At 38.8% G+C, this 21,172-nt stretch carries 18 protein-coding genes; 15 read left to right on the top strand and 3 right to left on the bottom strand.

What is annotated here, in order from left to right:
• Nucleotides 1–166: 166 nt before the first annotated feature.
• The 6 genes from R2Q80_RS05535 to gldN all read left to right on the top strand — a co-directional run bounded on the left by R2Q80_RS05535 (nucleotide 167) and on the right by gldN (nucleotide 6,842).
• Nucleotides 167–1,144, top strand: coding sequence for a DUF4271 domain-containing protein (locus R2Q80_RS05535; protein WP_316798645.1), 978 nt, complete (start codon nucleotides 167–169; stop codon nucleotides 1,142–1,144).
• 14 nt (nucleotides 1,145–1,158) lie between these two features.
• Nucleotides 1,159–1,929 (top strand): uroporphyrinogen-III synthase, encoded by a 771-nt coding sequence (locus R2Q80_RS05530; protein ID WP_316798644.1) that lies wholly within the window; start codon nucleotides 1,159–1,161, stop codon nucleotides 1,927–1,929.
• Between the two features lie 222 nt (nucleotides 1,930–2,151).
• Nucleotides 2,152–3,477 (top strand): SUMF1/EgtB/PvdO family nonheme iron enzyme, encoded by a 1,326-nt coding sequence (locus tag R2Q80_RS05525; protein WP_316798643.1) that lies wholly within the window; start codon nucleotides 2,152–2,154, stop codon nucleotides 3,475–3,477.
• Nucleotides 3,478–3,523: 46 nt separating this feature from the next.
• Complete coding sequence (gene gldL / locus R2Q80_RS05520) at nucleotides 3,524–4,333, top strand: gliding motility protein GldL (protein WP_316798642.1); 810 nt, start codon at nucleotides 3,524–3,526, stop codon at nucleotides 4,331–4,333.
• A gap of 40 nt (nucleotides 4,334–4,373) precedes the next feature.
• Nucleotides 4,374–5,909, top strand: coding sequence for a gliding motility protein GldM (gene gldM, locus R2Q80_RS05515; protein ID WP_316798641.1), 1,536 nt, complete (start codon nucleotides 4,374–4,376; stop codon nucleotides 5,907–5,909).
• 6 nt (nucleotides 5,910–5,915) lie between these two features.
• A complete protein-coding gene (gene gldN / locus R2Q80_RS05510; protein WP_316798640.1) occupies nucleotides 5,916–6,842 on the top strand; it encodes a gliding motility protein GldN in 927 nt (308 codons plus the stop codon).
• 93 nt (nucleotides 6,843–6,935) lie between these two features.
• Here the strand turns inward: gldN and uvrC are convergent, their stop codons facing one another.
• The 3 genes from uvrC to R2Q80_RS05495 form a co-directional block, all read right to left on the bottom strand.
• On the bottom strand, nucleotides 6,936–8,741 hold the full coding sequence (uvrC, locus tag R2Q80_RS05505) for an excinuclease ABC subunit UvrC (RefSeq protein ID WP_316798639.1): 1,806 nt from the start codon (nucleotides 8,739–8,741) through the stop codon (nucleotides 6,936–6,938).
• Nucleotides 8,742–8,847: 106 nt separating this feature from the next.
• Nucleotides 8,848–11,067 (bottom strand): transglycosylase domain-containing protein, encoded by a 2,220-nt coding sequence (locus R2Q80_RS05500; RefSeq protein ID WP_316798638.1) that lies wholly within the window; start codon nucleotides 11,065–11,067, stop codon nucleotides 8,848–8,850.
• Nucleotides 11,068–11,166: 99 nt separating this feature from the next.
• Entirely contained in the window at nucleotides 11,167–13,941 is a 2,775-nt protein-coding gene (locus tag R2Q80_RS05495) for a gliding motility protein (protein ID WP_316798637.1), read from the bottom strand.
• Nucleotides 13,942–14,050: 109 nt separating this feature from the next.
• Between R2Q80_RS05495 and R2Q80_RS05490 the strand changes: the two genes are divergently transcribed.
• The 9 genes from R2Q80_RS05490 (at nucleotide 14,051) to R2Q80_RS05450 (ending at nucleotide 21,157) form a co-directional block, all read left to right on the top strand.
• Nucleotides 14,051–14,278 (top strand): AtpZ/AtpI family protein, encoded by a 228-nt coding sequence (locus tag R2Q80_RS05490; protein ID WP_316798636.1) that lies wholly within the window; start codon nucleotides 14,051–14,053, stop codon nucleotides 14,276–14,278.
• Nucleotides 14,279–14,411: 133 nt separating this feature from the next.
• Nucleotides 14,412–14,801: a hypothetical protein gene (locus tag R2Q80_RS05485; RefSeq protein ID WP_316798635.1), complete on the top strand. Its 390-nt coding sequence runs from the start codon at nucleotides 14,412–14,414 to the stop codon at nucleotides 14,799–14,801.
• 35 nt (nucleotides 14,802–14,836) lie between these two features.
• Nucleotides 14,837–16,018 carry a F0F1 ATP synthase subunit A gene (atpB, locus tag R2Q80_RS05480; protein WP_316798634.1) on the top strand — a complete coding sequence of 394 codons (1,182 nt, stop codon included), beginning with the start codon at nucleotides 14,837–14,839 and terminating at the stop codon, nucleotides 16,016–16,018.
• A gap of 42 nt (nucleotides 16,019–16,060) precedes the next feature.
• Nucleotides 16,061–16,267: an ATP synthase F0 subunit C gene (gene atpE / locus R2Q80_RS05475; protein ID WP_010601523.1), complete on the top strand. Its 207-nt coding sequence runs from the start codon at nucleotides 16,061–16,063 to the stop codon at nucleotides 16,265–16,267.
• 93 nt (nucleotides 16,268–16,360) lie between these two features.
• A complete protein-coding gene (locus R2Q80_RS05470) occupies nucleotides 16,361–16,855 on the top strand; it encodes a F0F1 ATP synthase subunit B (RefSeq protein ID WP_047800237.1) in 495 nt (164 codons plus the stop codon).
• Between the two features lie 91 nt (nucleotides 16,856–16,946).
• Nucleotides 16,947–17,486 carry an ATP synthase F1 subunit delta gene (atpH, locus tag R2Q80_RS05465; protein WP_316798633.1) on the top strand — a complete coding sequence of 180 codons (540 nt, stop codon included), beginning with the start codon at nucleotides 16,947–16,949 and terminating at the stop codon, nucleotides 17,484–17,486.
• 100 nt (nucleotides 17,487–17,586) lie between these two features.
• Complete coding sequence (atpA, locus tag R2Q80_RS05460) at nucleotides 17,587–19,161, top strand: F0F1 ATP synthase subunit alpha (protein WP_316798632.1); 1,575 nt, start codon at nucleotides 17,587–17,589, stop codon at nucleotides 19,159–19,161.
• An 86-nt stretch (nucleotides 19,162–19,247) separates the two neighbouring features.
• The gene (gene atpG / locus R2Q80_RS05455) at nucleotides 19,248–20,135 is read left to right on the top strand and encodes an ATP synthase F1 subunit gamma (protein ID WP_316798631.1); all 888 of its coding nucleotides are present in this window, start codon (nucleotides 19,248–19,250) and stop codon (nucleotides 20,133–20,135) included.
• A 257-nt stretch (nucleotides 20,136–20,392) separates the two neighbouring features.
• Nucleotides 20,393–21,157: a 5'-nucleotidase, lipoprotein e(P4) family gene (locus R2Q80_RS05450; protein WP_316798630.1), complete on the top strand. Its 765-nt coding sequence runs from the start codon at nucleotides 20,393–20,395 to the stop codon at nucleotides 21,155–21,157.
• The last annotated feature ends 15 nt before the right edge of the window (nucleotides 21,158–21,172 follow it).

Raw genomic sequence — 21,172 nt, 5'->3', positions numbered from 1 at the left:
CAAATGTAAAAATAAAATTAATAACAACAATAATATCCATAGAATTAGTAGATATAATTTAGGCGCAGCAGTTTTCCACCCTTTTTTATGTATTCTTAAATCTGTTTATTTATTTAGGTAAACAGTAATTAATGCCATACTTTTGCACTTTGAGGTATTTTAAAGCATGTCGAAATTTTTTTTCTTTTTGTTTGCATTTCTGTTGTCAGCCAATATTTTGCCGGCTCAGGAGCCTGTTACCGGAATTGATTCGGTTGCGGTGGTGAAATATCGGTACAGAAGATATCGGGTAGACTCAGCAACAGAAGCACGTCAGGTGTTTGTTACAGATTCTTTGATCAGGCACACCTGGGTGCTACCCGATAGTTTGATTAATAAGGCAGCCTTGCTTGATACACTTCAGAAAGAATACGTTTATCCCAAACTTGATTTACTTGCCTGGCAACACCAATACCAGCATTTGAAGAAAAAAGCGAATCCTTATCAGCTTGGCACCCGCATAAGAAAGGGGAATGTAGGATTATTGGGTTTTGTTTTTCTGATGCTGATCATTTTTGCCATACTGAAGTATGCATTTTCGAAGCAGCTTTACGCCATAGTTCAATCTTTTTTTAGTAACCGGATCTTGAATAATATCAATAAAGAAGATAATCTGTTCAGTTCCTGGCCGTTTTTGTTGCTTTTTGTGCAATTTGGTTTCGTGTTCGGAATGTTCTTTTTTTTGGTGGCTCAGTGGAAAGACATGTATCAGGCAAAAGACGGATTTAAGTTTTTCTTTACTATATCAGTCACGATCATCGTTTTTTATGCCCTTAAAATGTTGGTTCTAAGATTTTTGGGTTTTCTCTTTAACGTTCAGAAGCCAGTAGGTGAGTATATCTCTATATTATACTTAAGTTATTTCAATGCTTCACTTTTATTTATTCCTTTGGTCGTATCATTTGCATTATCACCCCTTAAATATGGTGAAGCATATATTGTGTTGGCATTCTTGCTGTTAGGACTGATTTTTGCTATTCAATTGTTGCGGGCGGGAGTGACGATACTTTCAAATAATAAGTTTTCGAAAATGCATTTAATTTTGTACTTTTGCGCCCTCGAAATATGTCCTATTTTAATACTAATTAAAACTATAGGATTGTAGCAGGAAAAAGGAAAATGCAAGAAAAGAACGACTCTAGAATTCGCAAAGTGAAAAGTATTTTGGTTACATTACCAAAACCTGAAACAGAAAAATCTCCTTATTACGATTTGGCTAAAAAACACAACTTAAAGGTTGATTTCAGGTCATTTATCCATGTTGAAGGAGTGCCGGCAAGGGACTTTAGGAAAGATAAGATTAACCTTGCTGATTTTACGGCGGTTATTTTTACCAGCCGCAACGCAGCGGATCATTTCTTTAGAATCTGCGAAGAAATGCGTTATGAAGTACCAGCTGAGCTGAAGTATTTTTGTCTGTCTGAAACTATCGCGTTGTATTTACAGAAGTATATACAATACCGTAAACGCAAAATCTTTTTTGGAAAGCAAACAGCGGCCGACCTTGCGGAAGTGTTAAAAAAACATGCAAGCGAAAAATTCTTGTATCCATGTTCTGACGTGGCTACAGAAGATACGATGAAATTTCTGGAAAAAAGCGGATATGATTTTACACCGGCTGTATTATTTAGAACGGTAGTGAGTGACTTGTCTGATCTTGCTGAAGTTTTTTACGATGTAATCGCTTTCTTTAGTCCTTCCAGTATTCAATCGTTATTTAAAAATTTCCCTGAGTTTAAGCAGAACAATACCCGTATCGCAGCCTTTGGTGTGAATACCAGTAAAGCCTGTACGGATATGGATCTGATCGTAGATATTGCAGCACCAACCCCAGGTGTTCCCTCAATGACAATGGCTATTGAGAATTACATTAAAGTATCTAATAAATAATACATTAAATATTTTTTGTTAGTCAATACAATAAATGCGTAACTTTGCTGTTATAAGAGAGTTACGCGTTTATTGTAACAAGAATATTAGGCTCCGTAGTTTTGATAAACCAACATTCTGTGTTAAATAATACTATTTGGCGTAAAATATTTGCTTTTGTTGATAATTTCAGTGATTTTTGAGAAAATTGCTCCTAATCGTGCTTTGCACACCATAACGAATATGAAGAAAATTTACCTTCTAGCTATTGTAGGTATAACTGTATTGCTGGCAAGCTGTGGCCATGGAGGTCAGGGCGAGTTAGTAGGGTCTTATAACCGAAAATTCAAAAACAACAGGATTCCTTTAGGAATGGTTTACATCCCGCCAGGTCATACTCCGCTGGGAGGGGCAGATGAGGATATTACTTTTTCGCAAAACGGCCCGAGCAGAATGACAACCATCAGCGCATTCTTTATGGATCAAACGGAAATTTCCAATGCAGAATACCGCCAGTTTACCAACTGGGTACGTGATTCAATTGCAGTGACCATGATGGGAATGCCTCAACAATTTACCGTTACGCCAAGAAATGGTGCCGCTACAGCAGTTGGTGGGGATAAGTATATTGACTGGAAAAAAGTGGGCTATAATGGAGCAAACATTTGGCGTGCGAAAGGAAGAGGCGGCAATCAGGCGCAGCAAAGTCAGTTAGATGGGATGTATTATTCGGGTTTAGATGCACTTCCAGGTAAGAAAGAATTTGACATCCGTAAATTTGTTTACACCTATGCGGAACTAAATATGGATAAAGCTGCGGCAGGTCATAAAGACCCTAACAGTAAACGCCAGGATTATATCGATCGCTTTACCATTGCAATTTATCCAGATACCATGGTTTGGAAAACCGATTATTCCTATTCACAAAATGATCCGATGGTTCGCGGATACTATAATCACCCATCATATGATGATTATCCTGTTGTTGGTGTAAGCTGGGAGCAAGCTAAAGCATTTTCACACTGGAGAACCAGATTGTACGACGGTGTTGCGGCATCCAGAAGATTACCGGTAGGATCAAGATCTGATTACAGATTACCTGCTGAAACAGAGTTTGAATATGCTGCACGTGGCGGTAATACCAAAACCAAATATCCCTGGGGCGGACCATACATCAGAAATACAAAAGGCTGTTTACAAGCTAACTTTAAGCCAGGTCGTGGAGACTACTCCAGTGATGGAGGTATTTATACTGTTGGTGTAAGATCTTACTTTCCTAATGACTATGGTTTATATAATATGGCAGGGAATGTGTCTGAGTGGACTTTGACTGCTTATAACAAGAGTGCTTCGCCATTGCTTCATGATTTAAATCCTAATTTTACCTATGATGCCGCTGCTGGCGATAGCAAATACAAAAAGCGCAAAGTGGTTAAAGGCGGATCATGGAAAGACACCGCTTACTTTTTACAGAATTCGGTTGGAACATATGAATATCAGGATACGCAAAGATCTTACATCGGATTCAGATGCGTTTCATCATACCCAGGTACAGATTTAAGAAATTAAAAACAAACCAAACAAGAACTAAAGACTAAAGAAAAACATCAATTTTATGGCAGCAAAAAAACAACCAAGCTGGTTACACGTAGCGATTTCATGGGGAGCAAGTATTGTAATTATCGGAGCGTTATTCAAAATCCTTCACATTGGAGGAATTGTGGGTAACTATATGATAGGTCTTGGTCTTGGCGTAGAGGCTTTCTTATTTTTCTTAACAGGATTTTTTCCACCAGAACCTGAACCAGCATGGGAAAAAGTATATCCTGAATTAAGAGAAGATTTTAAAGGTGAATTACCGGTTGCTTCTGCAAGACCTGTTGCAGCTGTTGGTTCCGCTTCAAATACAGCAGCTTTAGATAAAATGTTATCTGATGCGAAAATCGGCCCTGAATTAATTGAAAGCCTTGGTTCTGGTTTACGTACCTTTGGTGATAAAGTGAGTTCAATTTCAAATGTAGCCGACGCAGCTACTGCTACGAACGAATTTACAGGAAAAGTTAAAACTGCTTCTGCAGGTTTCGACAGCTTAAGTTCTTCTTTTGAAAAAGCTACTGCTAATCTGAAAGCTATGGGCGACAGCAATATTGACACTCAGGCATACCACGATCAGGTAAATAATCTGGCTAAGAATCTTTCTGCTTTAAATGCAGTATATGAATTAGAGCTACAGGATTCAAGCGCGCACTTAAAATCAATGAATAAGTTCTATTCAAACTTATCACTTACTATGCAGAACTTTAATGAATCAATGGAAGATTCAAAACAGTTTAAAGAGGAAGTTAACAAGTTGGCTAAAAACTTATCATCACTTAATGCGATTTATGGTAACATGTTATCGGCTATGAATAGCCCACGTGTTTAATTATTTAGTTTTTAATTTTAAAAAGAAAGCTACATAACACATGGCAGGCGGAAAAGAAACAACAAGGCAGCGGATGATCAATATCATGTATTTGGTATTGTTGGCCATGCTTGCCTTAAACGTATCAGATACAATTTTAGATGCATTCAAAAATATCAACGATAGTTTGGATACTTCGAAAAACAACGTTAATACCAGTATTAATCAGTTATTTTCTGCTTTCGAAAATTCGAAACTGAAAGAAGAGCCTGCTCGTGCTCAACCTATTTACGAAAAGGCTACCAAAGCCAGAGCAGCAGCTGATGAACTGAATAACTACATTGAAAGCTTAAAGAAAGAATTTACACAGGCTGGTGATGGTATTGATGAGGAAACAGGAGATCTTGTAAACAGGTCCAATCAGGATATTGCTCAGAATATCATGATCAACCAAAAGAAGGCAGATGTTCTGAAAACTAAAATCAATGACACCCGTCAGAAATTAATCGCTTTACTTGATCCTCAGGATAGGGCAACTGTTGCCTTCTCGCTTGAAGCAAAAGATCCTGAACGTGCGAGAAAAGGAAACTGGCAATCTACCTACTTTGGTGAAGGTGTTCCTTTAACTGCTGCAATGACGATTTTAACGAAATTGCAAACAGATACTAAGAATGCGGAGGCTGAGGTAATCAAAAAATTATTCGGTAACATGGATAAAGCTCAGGTTAACCTGGATCAGTTTGCTGCTGTTGCTGTTGCACCAACATCTTATGTAATTCAGGGACAACCGTACACAGCGGAAGTATTCCTGACAGCAAGTGACTCGAGATCCACTCCTGATATTTCAGTGAACGGAAACAAATTATCCATCAAAGAAGGAAAGGGTACCTATACTGGCGGTACCGGTTCTGTAGGTGAATTTACCTGGGTTGGAACGATCCGTGTTCGCCAAACTGACGGTCAGGTAAAAGAATACAAAACACAGCCACAGAAATATCAGGTGGCAAAACCATCTGCAAGCGTATCATCAGATAAGATGAACGTAATTTATGCTGGTATTCCTAATCCATTTTCAGTTTCAGCTGCTGGCTTTCCGCTGGAAAGTGTAGTTGCAAGTGCATCCGGTGCTTCCATCAGTAAATCTGGTGCGGGTAAATACAATGTCTTAGCCAGTGGTTCACAAGTTGGCCAGGAGGTTTCCATTAACGTTACGGCAAACAGCGGCGGTAAGACAGTAAGTTTAGGCTCGCAAAAATTCAGGGTGAAAGCTATTCCTGCTCCAATTGCTAAAGTTGGTGGCAGAATCGGTGGCGATGTTTCTTCTGTACAGTTGAAGAGCGAATCTCAGATTGATGCAGATCTGGATGATTTCCCTTTTGATGTAAGCTTTAAGATTTTAAGGTACAAACTGACTGTGATCAAGCCTCGTTCTGAAGCTGTGACCATTCAGGGAAGTGGTGGTAGCTTTGCAGGTGCAGTAAAAAGCGCTATGAATGCCATTACTCCTGGGTCAAAAGTATTTTTTGACGATATCGTTTCACAAGGACCTGATGGTCGTCAGAAGATTTTACCTTCGGTATCATTCAACGTTAAATAAATAGAGATGAAAAGGATTTTAAGCATTGCAATTTTAACGGTATTAACAACGGCGGCTTTCGCACAGAAGAAGCCAACGAAGTTGGCGCCTAAAAAGCCGGCATCAACGGCTGTTGCACCTGTAGCAGAAACAAATACACCTGTTACATTACCGGTTAATGCTTCAACAGCTAAGAAAAAATTAAAAGTACCACCAAAGGACGGTTTTTATGCCCGCAAGGATGTAGACAGTACGGAAATGGTTCCTTTTGCAGACGTTCGTGAGGAAGATGTTTTCTATGCTAAGCGTATCTGGCGTGAAATCGATCTTCGTGATACTGTAAATTCAGTTTTGAAATCACCAAAAGGGAGATTTATTGATGTGCTGGTTAATTCAATTAAAGCTGAAGAATTAACCGCCTATTCTCCGATTGACAGTGTTTTAAATGAAGATGATGCTTTCCATACTCCCATGAGTGCAGACTCTGCGGCTAAAGCAGCGTTAGGAACGTCTGAAATTTCAAATAATCAAACCGGTACGGTAACCACAGTGGTTAATGATTTTAATCCTGAATCATTCCTGAAGTTTCGTATTAAAGAAGACTGGATTTTTGATACCAAGAGATCAATCTTTGAACCACGCATTGTGGGTATTGCGCCTTTGAAATACAATGAACTGTCTAAAACATGGCAACCCGTATTCTGGGTATCATACGATGATTTAAGACCCATTATTGCGCACAAAAGATTAATCAACACTAATAATGATGCCTCGAATTTAAGCTTCGATGATTTCTTTATCCGTCGGTTATTTGCCAGTTACATTGTTAAAGAATCAAATCCTGGTGATAACAAAATCAGAGATATTATCAGTGATCCTAAGGAACGTTTGTACGAATCGGAACGGATTAAAAAATCTGTTCTGGATTACGAACAAGGCCTGTGGGAATACTAAATAAAAAAGCTTCGATGTAAATCGAAGCTTTTTTATTTTACAAGCTATTTTTGCGAGTGATGTAAAGAGGTGGTCGTCACTGCGAAAAAAAACCTATGCATCTTGCTTGAAGTATTCGAGTAAAGTTACCGTCTGTTTTTTATTCAGTACTTCTGCCAGTTCTTTCTCTGTTGCTTCACGTATTTTCTTTACCGATTTGAAGTGTTTTAGAAGCTTATCCGCGGTTGTTTTGCCAATCCCTTCTATTTGTTCGAGCTCCGTTTTCAAAGTCCCCTGATCGCGTTTTTTGCGGTGAAAGGTGATGCCAAAACGGTGGGCCTCATCACGTAGTTGCTGAATCACCTTCAAAGTCTCAGATTTTTTATCCAGGTATAGCGGAAATGAGTCGCCAGGGTAGAAAAGTTCCTCGAGTCGCTTGGCGATACCAATAACCGTTACCTTTTTATCAATGCCTAAGGCTTTCAGGCTTTTTAAAGCCGAAGATAGCTGGCCCTTACCACCATCGATAATGATGAGTTGAGGTAAGCTTTGTTCTTCATCAAGCATTCTTCTGTAGCGTCTGAAAACTGCCTCTTCCATTGTTGCGAAATCGTTAGGACCTTCAACGGTTTTCACATTAAAATGGCGATAGTCTTTTTTTGAAGGTTTAGCATCTTTAAATACGACAATAGCTGACACCGGATATTTCCCCTGAAAGTTGGAGTTATCAAAGCATTCGATGTGTTTTGGCAGCTGGGTTAAACGTAAATCCTTTTGCATGGTAGTCAGGATGCGATCAGTCCTCAGGTCAGGATTCAGTTTTTCATACTGGTTCAGTTTTTCTTTTTTGAAAAACAAGACATTCTTTTGAGAAAGCTCGAGGAGTTTCTTTTTCTCACCTAGTTTTGGTACCGTAAATTTAAGACTTTCATCTTCCAGTGAAAGTTCAAAGGGTACAATAATTTCCCGGGAAGTGCTGCTGAACTTCGTACGGAATTCGAGCATAGCAGTGATCAGAAGCTCATCATCGCTTTCATCCAGTTGCTTTTTTATTTCGATGGTTTGTGTCTGAATGATAGTTCCATTCATTACTTTCAGGTAGTTTACAAACGCGTATCTTTCATCAGAGGCTATACTGACCACATCAACATTAGTAATTGCACTGTTTACAACAGTGGATTTACTTTGGTATTTTTCCAAAACCTCCAATCGCCTTGCATACTGATGTGCAAGTTCAAAATTAAGCTCTTCTGATGCTTTTTTAATTACGTTTTTAACTTCCCGGATGACGTTTCCGATTTTTCCATTCAGAATTTCCTTGATCTCTGCAATGTTCTGATCGTAGTCTGCTTCCTTTTGATAGGCCTGGCACGGGCCTTTACAGTTACCAATCTGATATTCCAGACAAACTTTAAATTTACCTTCTTCAATGTTCTTTTCCGTTAAGGGTAATGAACAGGTACGCAGGGGATAGGTTTCCTTGATCAGATCGAGGATGGTGTGCATCATACCTATTGAGCCGTACGGGCCAAAATAAGTTGAACCATCTTTAATCACTTTCCTGGTCCAGTATATTCTCGGGAAATTTTCATTTTTAACGATAATCCATGGGTAAGTTTTATCGTCTTTTAAATTGATGTTAAATTTCGGCTGATGTTTTTTGATTAAACTATTTTCCAGCAGCCAGGCATCAATTTCAGTGTCTACAATGGTAAAGGTGATTTTCCTGATCCGGGAAACCAATACTCTTGTTTTGCCATTAAACTGGTGTTTATCGGTATTAAAATAGGAGCCTACCCGATTACGCAAATCTTTCGCTTTTCCGATATACATCAGTTTACCATCAGCATCCCAATACTGGTATACGCCAGGTTTGTGAGGAATGGCTGTTAATGCTGTTTTGTGATCGAAAATGCTCATTGGTACAAAAATATGTTTATAAAAAAGAAATCTCTAACGATAAAGAAAGAGATTCAATTTTGTTTGAAAGTTTTTACCTTTCTGTTAGCGGTATCGGTGGTTCAGGTTAAAAGCCGAGCTTCTCATCCAGTTCATTTGTTCCTTCTTCCTGTTGCTGATACTGGTTGCAATCGTAAGTAATGGTAACGCCGGATTTTGGTGCTTCAAAATCAGCATGACTGATTTTTAGCGCAGGATTGGCATAAACACGCTTGATAAAACCTGCAAAAATTGGCAATGCAGTATTGGCTCCTTCACCCTGGTTGGTGCTGATGAAGTGAAATGCACGATCCTCGCATCCGGTCCAGATCCCAGTCACCAGCTGTGGTGTGATGGCCATGAACCAACCATCCGAGTTGTTTTGGGTGGTACCGGTTTTGCCTCCGATTGGCGCATTTACCTTGTACTTCCCAATAAGTCGGTAGCCGGTTCCACCAGTAACAACACCTTTAAGCATTCTTGTCATTACATAGGCTACCTCTTCACTCATTACTGGTTTCGGGATTTCCTTTTGGGAAAAGAGAACGACGCCATTTTTATCCTCAATCCGTAGTAGATAGATTGGTTTTGTGTATACCCCCTTATTTGCGAAAGCACCATAAGCACCTACCATATTGTATATTGATGAATCAAATGTACCCAGGCATATAGAAGGATACGGTGGCACATTGGGAATACCCATTTTCGTAGCGAGGTTCGATACAGCAACCGGTCCCACCTGTTTCATTAGATAGGCGGTCACAAAATTTTGGGAATAGGCAAGTGCTTTTTGTAAAGTAATGTTTCCAGGGAGTGGTTTTCCCGAATTTCGGGGTGTCCACGGATCGCCAAAACCTTCAATGGTAACCGGGGTATTCGCTACCGAGTAGCAGGGAGAATACCCATTTTCTATAGCTACCGTGTATGTGAATGGCTTAGCGGTTGAACCTACCTGTCTGGTTCCCATTTTTACCTGGTCATACTTAAAATGTTCATAATTGATCCCGCCTACCCAGGCTTTTACATGTCCGTTGGTTGGATCCATAGACATCATGGCGTTACGTAACAGCATTTTATAATATCGTACTGAATCGATTGGTTTCATGACCGTGTCGATATTTCCTTTCCATGTGAAAATGGTCATATCCGTTTTGGTATTAAAATCTTCCGTGATTTCGTCATCCGATTTACCTTCCAGTTTTAACGATTTATAACGGTCGGAGCGCTTAATCCCCTGTTCGATCTGTAAAGTTTTGTCTTTATAAGGGTTTCGGTCTTTCCAGCTACTGATAAATTGCGCCTGTAAAATTTTCATATACTCTTTTTGCGCTTCTTCAGCGTAAAGCTGCATATCATAATTCAAGGTAGTATAGATTTTCAGTCCGTCACGGTCCAGGTCATACGGTGTTCCATCAGGCTTATTAATTCCCTGATCCTGAAAAATGGCTTTAATATCATTTTTTAATACCGAACGGAAGTATGGTGCAATTCCATCATTTACAGTAGCTGCATTGAAGTGCAGATCGAGCGGTTTTTCTTTTTGCTCGTCGAACTCCTGCTGGGTTAATAGCTCTGATTTCACCATCATAGCCATAACGGTATTTCTGCGGTTTCTGGAGCGCTCAGGGTGACGGGTAGGCGAGTACATAGTAATTCCCTTTTGCATCCCTACTAAAGTTGCTGCCTGGGTTAAAGTAAGCTGATCCGGGCTGGTATTAAAATATACCCTTGCAGCCGATTTAATTCCATAGGCCTGATTACCGAAATCAACGGTATTTAGATACATGGTGATGATTTCTTCCTTTGTGTAGTTTCGCTCCAGCTTAACTGCCACAATCCATTCTTTGAATTTGGTTAGTACCAGTGAGAAAAAGTTCAGGTTAGATTCTCTTGGAAACAAGTTTTTGGCCAGTTGTTGTGTAATGGTACTGGCACCTTGTTTTTTTCCAATTAAATTATATCCAATGATGGTGAAAGTACGTTTGAAGTCGATTCCCGAGTGTTCTTTAAAACGGGTGTCTTCCGTGGCAATTAAACCGTTAATTACGTTTGGTGAGATTTCTTTATAAGTAACATTAGAACGGTTTTGAACGAAATAAGTTCCCAGGGTACGCCCGTCTTCAGCAATAATTTCTGATGCCTGGTTGCTTTTTGGGTGTTCGATATCCCTGAATGAGGGCAAAGCTCCAAACAATCCAAAGCCTATCATAGAGATGAAAATTGCAAAGATGCCTATCCCACCGATTAATACTTTCCAGATCACTAAACTATATCTTTTTATTTCCTGTGCAGAAAGGGCTTTGTTCATTTTGTGTGTTGTTGTTAAAAAATATGCTTCAATCAAAACAGATTGAGGGGCAAATTTATCAATTTTTAAGAAAGGATACGGCTGAAGGCCTTTACTATCTTATTTATAATTGTCTTTTAAAAAATCTAAGTACTCATTAATACGGGCTCTTGAATTTAACTTTTCAAAATTCTCCTTGCTGATGATGAAGCCTTTATAAAGGTTTGCCGGCACTTTCATAATGTTTTTCAACTGGCCTGTAATGCTCGATTCATAAAGTCTGGCATCATCAAGGTCGATAAAACTGGTCACGTAAATCAGCTGATCGTTATCCAGCTCTATCAATTTATGCGCCAAATCATTGTCGGGATAGTTTCCGCGGTTAAACTGGCCAATACCAAAACGGGATGAACTTAATGTCAATGTTGCATCTGCAACATCAATAACGTAATAATACTCCTCAGATTTTGCAGCACTGAAAATGCTTGCAGGCTTCACAGGATCAACTGGTTTGATTTCTGCTAATTTCTCAACGGGTTTGGTAACAGGTTCGGCGTCTTTTTCCACTTCTGCCGGTTTGTTTTCAGGATCGAGTGGTTTTGCCGGAGCAACCGCTGGAGCCTGATTAACAAAACGTGGTTCATTTGAATCGAAATCAATCAGCGCTACCGGGCGTTGTTTAAACTCCTCCATGTTTGCCTCTATATATTTAAGGTGATCACGAACAAGCGGTGTAATGATCATATCATTTGGATAAGTTGAAGTAATGTGATTGAACTCGGTTAATAACGCGTCTACTTTTGAAGTTCTGCCTATTGCAATCGCCTTCAAGTAGGCATACTGTGGTGCAAAATCATTATCAGGAAATGCGGTAATATTTTCATCGGCTTGCTTGATTACACCAGGATAATCTTTCTTGGCGTAGGCATTGAAAGTAAGATTGTAGTTATTGATTGCCATATTTTCCATCTGACTTTGTTTAGCGGAGTAAGAAGGATCCAGAATGGTTTTTGCAAAGCTCGATTCAGGAAATCTGGTTAATACCAGCTGGCGGTATTCATTAGATTTGTTCTGATCCAGCCCCTGATAATTTAGGTACAAGCTATAATAGATGGCAACAAGGTGATTGTTCTCCGGATACCTTCTTAATAATTCCAGGTAGGTTTTAACGGCCTCTGCTTTATCATTTAGTTCCTGTTGATAAAAACTGGCGATTTCGAAATAAGCATCAATAATTTTCTGATCTGAAGCAGCGAGCAATGTTGGCGTAACTGGTAATGCCTCCAGATATTGCTTTTCTAGAGAGGTTTGGCCATCGGCATTTTTTGTATCGGTACCATTTGCCGGAACAATCTTGTTGGCTACTTTCCCTCCGGACATGACCTGGTTATTCTCCTGGGCAGAAGACCGCTGACTCTGGCGCCAGTTATCTTCCAGCTGTCTGTTTCCCCAACGTTTCTTGAAATCAGCAAAGCCGGAGCTTATGGCTGCATTGTTATTGAAATAGAAAGTACTACTCCCTGTTGCTGGTGAAGAGGGGTTAAGTGTTTGATTGGGAAAAGACGGGTTGTTGATGGATTGGCTGCCTGTACCGGTTATGTCTGTTACCTCGACCTTAGGCATAAGGTATGCTTTTACACGGGCAATACGTTCACCTTCAGGGAGTCTGGCAATAAACTGAGCCGTATCCTCTTTTGCGATAATTGTAAATCGATCAGTTAAGTACTGCAGATTTTCTGCTTTCTTAACAATGTTGTCATAATCCTGGAAATTTTTCGGAAGAATGGCTACGGCACTGTCGTAATATAGTTTTGCTTTTACGTAATTCTTAAACTCCCTGAAATTCAAGTCAGCAATTTTTAAATAGGAGAGTGCTTTCTGATTTTGGTTTTTAGCGCTTTTCTCTACAGACTTCTGATAATTTTCCTGAGCTTTAACGAAATTGTTTTCCTTTGCAAACAGCTCACCTACCTGGTAGTAAATCTGATCAGTATAATCGAAGTTTTTATCATCTTTTAACAATGCCAGAAGAGCCTTTTCCTCATTAACTTTATAACCGCTAATCAATGCCTTCAGCTTGATTCGTTGTAAGTTGGCATGAAAGTACATTTCAAAAGGCGCATTACTGTTTTCAACTTTGGTATAATTGATAAATGCGTTTTGCAGGTCGTTATCGTTTTCCTGGAGTTGTGCCAGTATATATTGCCAGCGGATACGCAATTGTTTTTCATCAGCTAATCTGACCGCACTTTGCAATAACAGCATCGCTTCTTTATAACGTTTCTGGTAAATGCGCATCTGGGCAGCTGTAGCAAGTGGCTCTGCAAGGTCTTTTTTCAGCTCATCAGATGCACGTAACATGGTATCGATAATTTTATCAGCAAAAACCATGTTGTTCAGTTCCATCTGGCTACGGGCTTTCCAGTTCATGGCCATGATGAAAGTTTTGAGATCTGTTTTATAGGTTCTGGCTGTATAATCAAAATACTCGGAGGCAATGAAAAAGTTTCCTTTCAGGTAATTGGCTTTTCCGAGCAGCATGTAGGCATCATCAATATAATTGCTGAAGCTTTTCTCGTTAATGATTGACTGGCCTTTGGAAATGACTTCGTCCAGTTGTTTGTTGGGTGCGCCAGATGTCAATACCAGATTTACCTGTGGCTCGGGATCGAGGTAAACGGGTAAAAACTTTTCATAATTATCGGTGTAGCTTTGTAGCAGGCCTTCATTGTATTCTGAGAGGAGCACGTTAGCATTGTATATATAATTATATCTTGCCGTCAGGTTTTGAAATCTACGGTCGAAGCCTGTATCTTTATTTGCAACGCAGCCACAGATAAACAGCAGGCCGACGCAAAAAATGAGTGGAGTGAAAGCTTTGTTGATGTTTTTCAAGTATGATAATCGCGTTAGTGGATATTCAATAAACAAAATTCCGATAAAATTATTTTATCAGGTACCAGATTTTAATTATTCAAAGTTAATTTAATTATTGCATTAATAAATGGAAAATCCTAAACAAGAAGATACAAAGAATAAAGTAAATGCGGCTGCAAAATATTCAGCCATAGGCTTTCAAATGGTGGCTACCATTGGATTATTGACCTTCATAGGGTATAAAATTGATGAGGCCAGAAATAGTGAAACAAAGCTCATTACTGCGGCTTTCGCACTGCTTGGAGTTGGCATTGCCTTATATCAGGTGATCAGGCAGGTAACCAGGCAAAAATAGTCTTCACCATATAGGTTTATAGCCTTCCGGTTGCTGGCCAACAATTTAATTATCAAAATTTTGCGTCATTATGCGGATTAAAATCAGATTAAAACTTATCTTTGCGAAAGTTTTTAATAAAGAAATTATTTAGTTGAATCTAGCCAAATTTACAAGCCTGTATTTAATTTTGATTGGTATCTCAGTAGCTTTTGTAGCTACGTTACCTGCATTATTCCCGAATACTTTATTATTTGTTTCAGATTTCTGGCTGATTTTTGGTTTCATGGCAGTAATCACCTATCTGGCTTATGTGTTGGTTAATATAGGCCTGAAACGTAACCCCCAGGCTGGTGTAATGGCAATAATGGGATCGATTGGAGTGAAGATGATTTTTTGTATGGCTTTTGTGTTGATTTACAGTATAAAAGCTAAGGGAGATGGGCTTCTTTTTATACTAAATTTTTTTTCTGTTTATTTATTGTTTACCGTCTTTGAAATGTACTGTTTGTTGCGTAACTTGCGCCACCAAAATTTAAAGTAAAAAACTGCCAATAAATGGATTTTAACCAAGTTTTTATGTCGAAAGTTAAGAAGGTAATTGTTGCTTTTACGCTTTTAATAGCGTTTTTATCTATCAAGAATGATACTTTCGCTCAAGCTGACACCGTTTCTTCGTTGCCTGTAGATACAGCAGTAACCGCTACTCATGAGGCTGGAGCGGTAGCTAATCACGGTGAAGGAAACACTGAAAAAGAAAAAGGTTTTGATATTACATCTTTCATCTTCCATCACATTAGCGATAGTCATTTCTTTACACTTTTCGGTCATGGTGAGCATGGTTTTACTTTGCATTTGCCAATTATCTTATGGACTGATAATGGTTTGGTAACCTTTAGTTCTTCCGCTTTCAAATTCAATGATGATGGCAAGGAAGTGGTAGAGAAAAACGGACAGCGTTTTGTAATGGCACATAATAAAATTTATTATGCCAATGCAACGCCAAACGAGCATGGTGCATTTGTTTCTCATGTAGAAAAAGATGGTGCTGAAGTAGTAACTAATGTTCGTCCTTTAGATTTTTCAATCACTAAGAACGTTTTTAGTATGTTGTTGTCGGTAGTGGTACTGGTTATAATGTTTACTTCAATTGCATCATCTTACAGCAAAAGAAACGGTAAATCACCAAAAGGTTTACAGTCGTTTTTAGAACCAATTATTTTATTTGTTCGTGATGATATTGCCAGACCAAATCTAGGTCATAAATACAGTGCTTTTATGCCGTACCTGTTATCAGTATTTTTCTTCATCTGGATGAACAACGTACTGGGTTTGGTGCCATTCTTCCCAGGGGGCGCTAACGTAACAGGTAATATCGCTTTAACTTCTGTATTAGCAGTTTGTACTTATCTGATCACCACATTTAAAGGAAATAAACACTATTGGAAACACATCTTCTGGATGCCGGGCGTTCCTGTTCCAATGAAAATCTTTTTAGCTCCTTTGGAGTTAATCGGAACATTAACAAAGCCAATCGCTTTAGCCATCAGGTTATTTGCAAACATTACCGCTGGTCACATTTTAGTAATGTCTTTATTGTGCTTGATCTTTATCTTTAACTCGCTTTGGATTGCTCCTGCATCAATTTTCTTCGCTGTGTTTATCGGCTTAATCGAATTCTTGGTAGCATTCATCCAGGCGTTTATTTTTACCACGCTTTCGGCCTTGTTTATAGGCATGGCGGTAGAAGACCACCATTAATAGTTGAACATTATTGTTAAATAAATATAAATAAATCAGAAAATGACTGGAACATTAGCTGCAATCGGCGCAGGCTTAGCTGCAATAGGCGCTGGATTAGGTATCGGTAAAATCGGTGGATCTGCAATGGAATCAATTGCTCGTCAACCAGAAGCCGCTTCAAAAATTCAAACTGCTATGCTTATCGCTGCAGCCTTTATCGAGGCGGTTGCTTTATTCGCAGTAGTAGTTTCTTTGATCGCAAAATAATCAAAGAAAAACTCAATACAAGAACCTATTCGGGATTGCCGTTTAGGTTCTTGTTTAAATTGTTTGTTGTAATAATAATATTAGATATATAAAATGGATTTATTAGTTCCTGAAGTAGGCTTATTGGTTTGGAATAGCATCGCTTTTTTATTGTTGTTGTTTTTGTTGGCGAAGTTTGCATGGAAACCAATTATGAAGTCGATCCATGAGCGTGAGCAAAGTATTGATGATGCTTTAAACAAGGCAGAATTGGCTAAACAGGAAATGGCTCGTTTAACCAGTCAGAATCAAGACTTAATGCAGCAAGCCCGTGCTGAGCGTGATGAGATTTTAAAGCAAGCAAAGACTTTAAAAGACAGCATCCTTAATGAAGCTAAGAAGCAAGCACAGGTTGAAGGTTCGAAATTAATTGAAAAAGCCAAAATAGAAATCGAGAATCAGAAAAAAGTAGCATTAGCTGAAGTTAAAGATCAGGTTTCTACTTTATCATTAGAAATTGCTGAACGTGTTTTACGTACACAACTGGATGATAAATCAAAACAGGAAGCTTTGGTTGCGAACTTGTTAAAAGACGTTGAATTAAACTAGTTTGAGAATATAGATTTGAGACATTAGATATTAGATCTGGGTTTATTTCTCAAATCTTTCATCTCACCGCTCACATCTCACACCTAAGAATATGTCAGAAATTAAAGTTGCAGGCAGGTATGCCAAATCATTAATCGACTTAGCTGTTGAAAACAACGGTTTAGCTGAATCGTATAATGATATGGTATTGTTTGAGAAGGTTGTTGATGAAACACCTGAACTAGAAGCGATATTAAAAAATCCAATTGTGCCTTTAGATAAAAAGATTGGCATTTTGAATGGAATTTTTACAGATAAAGTAGGTAAGCTAACCCTTACATTTTTTAAAACAGTTGTAAATAAAGGTCGTTCGGCAATCTTGTTTGCTACTGCCAAACAATTCATTAAGCAATACAACGAAATTAAAGGTATTGTTACTGCAGATGTTACTTCGGCTACTGCCCTGGGCGATGAAGCTAAAGCACAGATTATTGCAATTGTAAAAAAAGAATTGGGTGCCAATGAAGTAATTGTTAATGAAAAAATTGATGAAAAGCTGATTGGCGGGTTTATTTTAAAAGTAGGTGACAAGCAGTTTGATGCGAGTATTGCCAGCGGCTTAAATAAGCTAAAAAAGGAATTTGCGCACTAAGTTTTGCGCATGGCGATAAGCGTTTTGCGTTTCATCCGCTTTACGCCAAACGTTTAACATAGAAAACATTTACAAAAAGATATCAAAATAACATAAAATTATGGTAGAGGTAAGACCAGACGAAGTATCGGCAATTATCAGACAGCAATTGGCGGGCTTCAAATCAGAAACCGAACTGGAAGAAGTTGGTACCGTGTTGCAAGTGGGCGACGGTATTGCCCGTGTTTACGGTTTAACTAAAGTTCAATCGGGTGAGTTGGTTGAATTTGCAAGCGGATTACAAGGTATTGTATTAAACCTTGAAGAAGATAACGTTGGTGTGGTACTGTTAGGTGCATCAGACGAGATCAAAGAAGGTGATACAATCAAACGTACCAAAAAAATTGCCTCTATTAAAGTTGGTGAAGGTATGCTTGGCCGTGTTGTAAATACCTTGGGTGAGCCTTTAGATGGTAAAGGACCAATCTTAGGTGATACTTACGAAATGCCTTTAGAGCGTAAAGCTCCGGGTGTAATTTACCGTCAGCCGGTAAACGAGCCTTTACAAACAGGTATCAAAGCAATTGATGCGATGATTCCAATCGGTCGTGGCCAGCGTGAGCTGGTAATTGGCGATCGTCAGATTGGTAAAACTGCTGTTTGTATCGATACCATTATCAATCAAAAAGAATTTTATGAAGCAGGTCAGCCTGTGTTCTGTATTTACGTAGCTATCGGTCAGAAAAACTCTACTGTAGCAAACATTGTACGTACACTGGAAGAGAACGGTGCTTTACCATATACAGTTGTTGTTGCTGCTTCTGCTGCTGATCCTGCTCCTATGCAGTTTTATGCTCCGTTTGCAGGTGCTGCAATTGGTGAGTTCTTCAGAGATACAGGTAGACCAGCATTAATTGTTTATGATGATTTGTCTAAACAAGCTGTTGCTTACCGTGAGGTATCTTTGTTACTACGTCGTCCACCAGGCCGTGAGGCTTATCCTGGTGACGTTTTCTACCTACACAGTCGTTTGCTTGAAAGAGCTGCAAAAATCAATGCTAACGATGATATCGCAAAAGCAATGAACGATTTGCCAGAGTCTATCAAACATATCGTGAAAGGTGGCGGTTCATTAACGGCTTTGCCGATTATTGAAACACAAGCTGGAGACGTATCTGCGTATATTCCTACTAACGTAATTTCAATTACCGATGGTCAGATTTTCTTAGAGTCAAATTTATTTAACTCAGGTATCCGTCCGGCAATTAACGTAGGTATCTCGGTTTCCCGCGTAGGTGGTAACGCTCAGATTAAGTCGATGAAGAAAGTTGCCGGTACTTTGAAACTGGATCAGGCACAATATCGTGAGTTAGAGGCTTTCTCTAAATTCGGTTCTGATTTAGATGCTGCAACAAAATCGGTTTTAGATAAAGGTGCACGTAACGTGGAAATGTTAAAACAAGCACAATTCTCTCCGTTTTCTGTTGAGAAACAAGTTGCGATTGTGTACGCTGGTACTAAAAACTTAATGCGTAATGTTCCGGTTGCGAAAGTAAAAGAATTCGAAACTGAATTCTTAACTCAACTCGAAATGCGTCATCCGGAAACTTTAGCAGCACTAAAAGCTGGTAAATTTGATGATACCATTACAGGTGTTTTAGATACAGTAGCAAAAGAGATTTCAAGTAAATATTAATTAGATACAGGTAGCTAGTATCAAGTATCAAGACAGGAAGACAATCCCATCTTGATACTCGATACTCAATACTCGATACTTAAAGAATGGCTAATTTAAAAGAAGTAAGAAACCGTATTGCATCAGTACAATCCACCCAGCAGATTACCAAAGCTATGAAAATGGTTTCGGCGGCTAAGTTGAAACGTGCCACCAATGCAATTATCGCTTTACGTCCTTATGCAACTAAACTGAAAGAGATTTTAGGAAATCTTTCTGCAAGTTTAGAGGGTTCTTCATCACCTTTTATCCAGGAGCGTGAACCCAATAAGGTTTTAATTGTTACTGTTTCCTCAAACCGTGGTTTGGCTGGTGCTTTTAACATGAACGTAATTAAAGCGGCCAACAACTTAATTGCAGAAAAGTATAGTGAGCAATTCAAAAATGGTCATGTTAGCATTATCTCTATTGGTAAGAAAACTCAGGATTTTTACGAAAAACGTAAATACAACGTTATCGGAAACAATAACGAAGTGTATTCTGCTTTATCTTTTGAGAATGTAACCAAGATTACTGATGTCATTATGGCTGGCTTTCTTAATGGTGATTTTGATCGTGTTGAGGTGGTTTACAATCGCTTTAGAAATGCTGCCGTTCAATTCATCACAACTGAGCAATTATTACCTTTGCCTAAAGCAGAAGAAGCAGCACAGGTTGAGGTTAAAACGTCAAACGTCGATTATATTTTAGAGCCATCTAAGGAAGAGATTGTAGAGCAGTTAATCCCAAAGTCAATTAAAATTCAATTATATAAAGCTGTTCTTGATTCTCATGCCTCAGAACATGGTGCACGGATGACATCAATGGATAAAGCAACTGAAAACGCAGGTGAATTATTAAAGTCGTTAAAGCTTTCATACAACCAGGCTCGTCAGGCAGCCATTACAACTGAGCTAACTGAGATTGTAAGTGGTGCAGCTGCATTGAACGGATAAGACTAAGTCGGGCGTTTCAAGTATGAAGGCATAAAATATTTAAAAATACAAAGGCCCGTTTCTTAACTGAAATGGGCTTTTTTGTTGTGCGCTGTTTGGTAGTTCAAAATTATTTTATTCTTGCATCGATTCTCGAAAGTTCAAATGTTTCCATCACGAAACGAGAGGGCAGATTTTTTAAGCCGCTAAAATTTATTTCACAGATTCGAAATGACTATCTGGTTTATGAGCCTTATCTTTGCGGCAAATAAATAAAAATGAAAAAATATATCTCCATCATTTTTGCGCTCACTTCTTTTTTTGCAAAAGCACAATCGCCGGCACGTGATTACACCAATGCCGTACTTTGGCAGCAAACAAGTGGCGAGTACAGGGCACTTTGTTTTCAGGCTTATAACTTTGCCCGCTTATCATTAAAAGAAACACTATGGGCAGATACCAGTAAAAAACCGAATTGTGTTATTGTGGATATAGATGAAACTGTTTTAGATAATTCTCCCTTTCAGGGCCGTGAAATCAGAAAAGGTTTAAGCTACAACCCCGCAGACTGGACAGAGTGGACCAATCTGGCAAAGGCAGATACTGTTCCCGGCGCACTGGCATTCTTAAAGTTTGCGGCTTCGAAGAATATCGAAACTTTTTACCTGAGTAACCGTGATGAAAAAGACCATGCAGCGACCCTGAAAAACCTACAAGCTTTTGGCTTCCCTTATGCTGATGATGCACATTTATTGGTTTCAAAGGGAACATCAAATAAAGAACCACGTAGACAAAAGATAGCCGAAACCCATGATATTTTAATGTTATGTGGGGATAATTTAAGTGATTTTTCCAATATCTTTTATCGGGAAAAGAAGAACACAAATGAACAGGTAAATGCCAATCAAAACATTTTTGGCATAAAATATATTGTATTGCCAAACCCAATGTATGGCGACTGGGAAAAGCCTTTGTATCAAGGCGAAAACCTTTCGGATAAAGACAAGGGAAAACAGCGTTTAGAACGATTAAAAAGTTACTAAGTATGTATAAATATT

The organism is Pedobacter frigidisoli, from assembly GCF_032678525.1.
In the GTDB taxonomy this organism is placed as follows: Bacteria; Bacteroidota; Bacteroidia; order Sphingobacteriales; family Sphingobacteriaceae; genus Pedobacter; species Pedobacter frigidisoli_A.
Note: the sequence above shows the minus strand (reverse complement) of the source record. Positions and strands in the feature narration are given on the sequence as shown.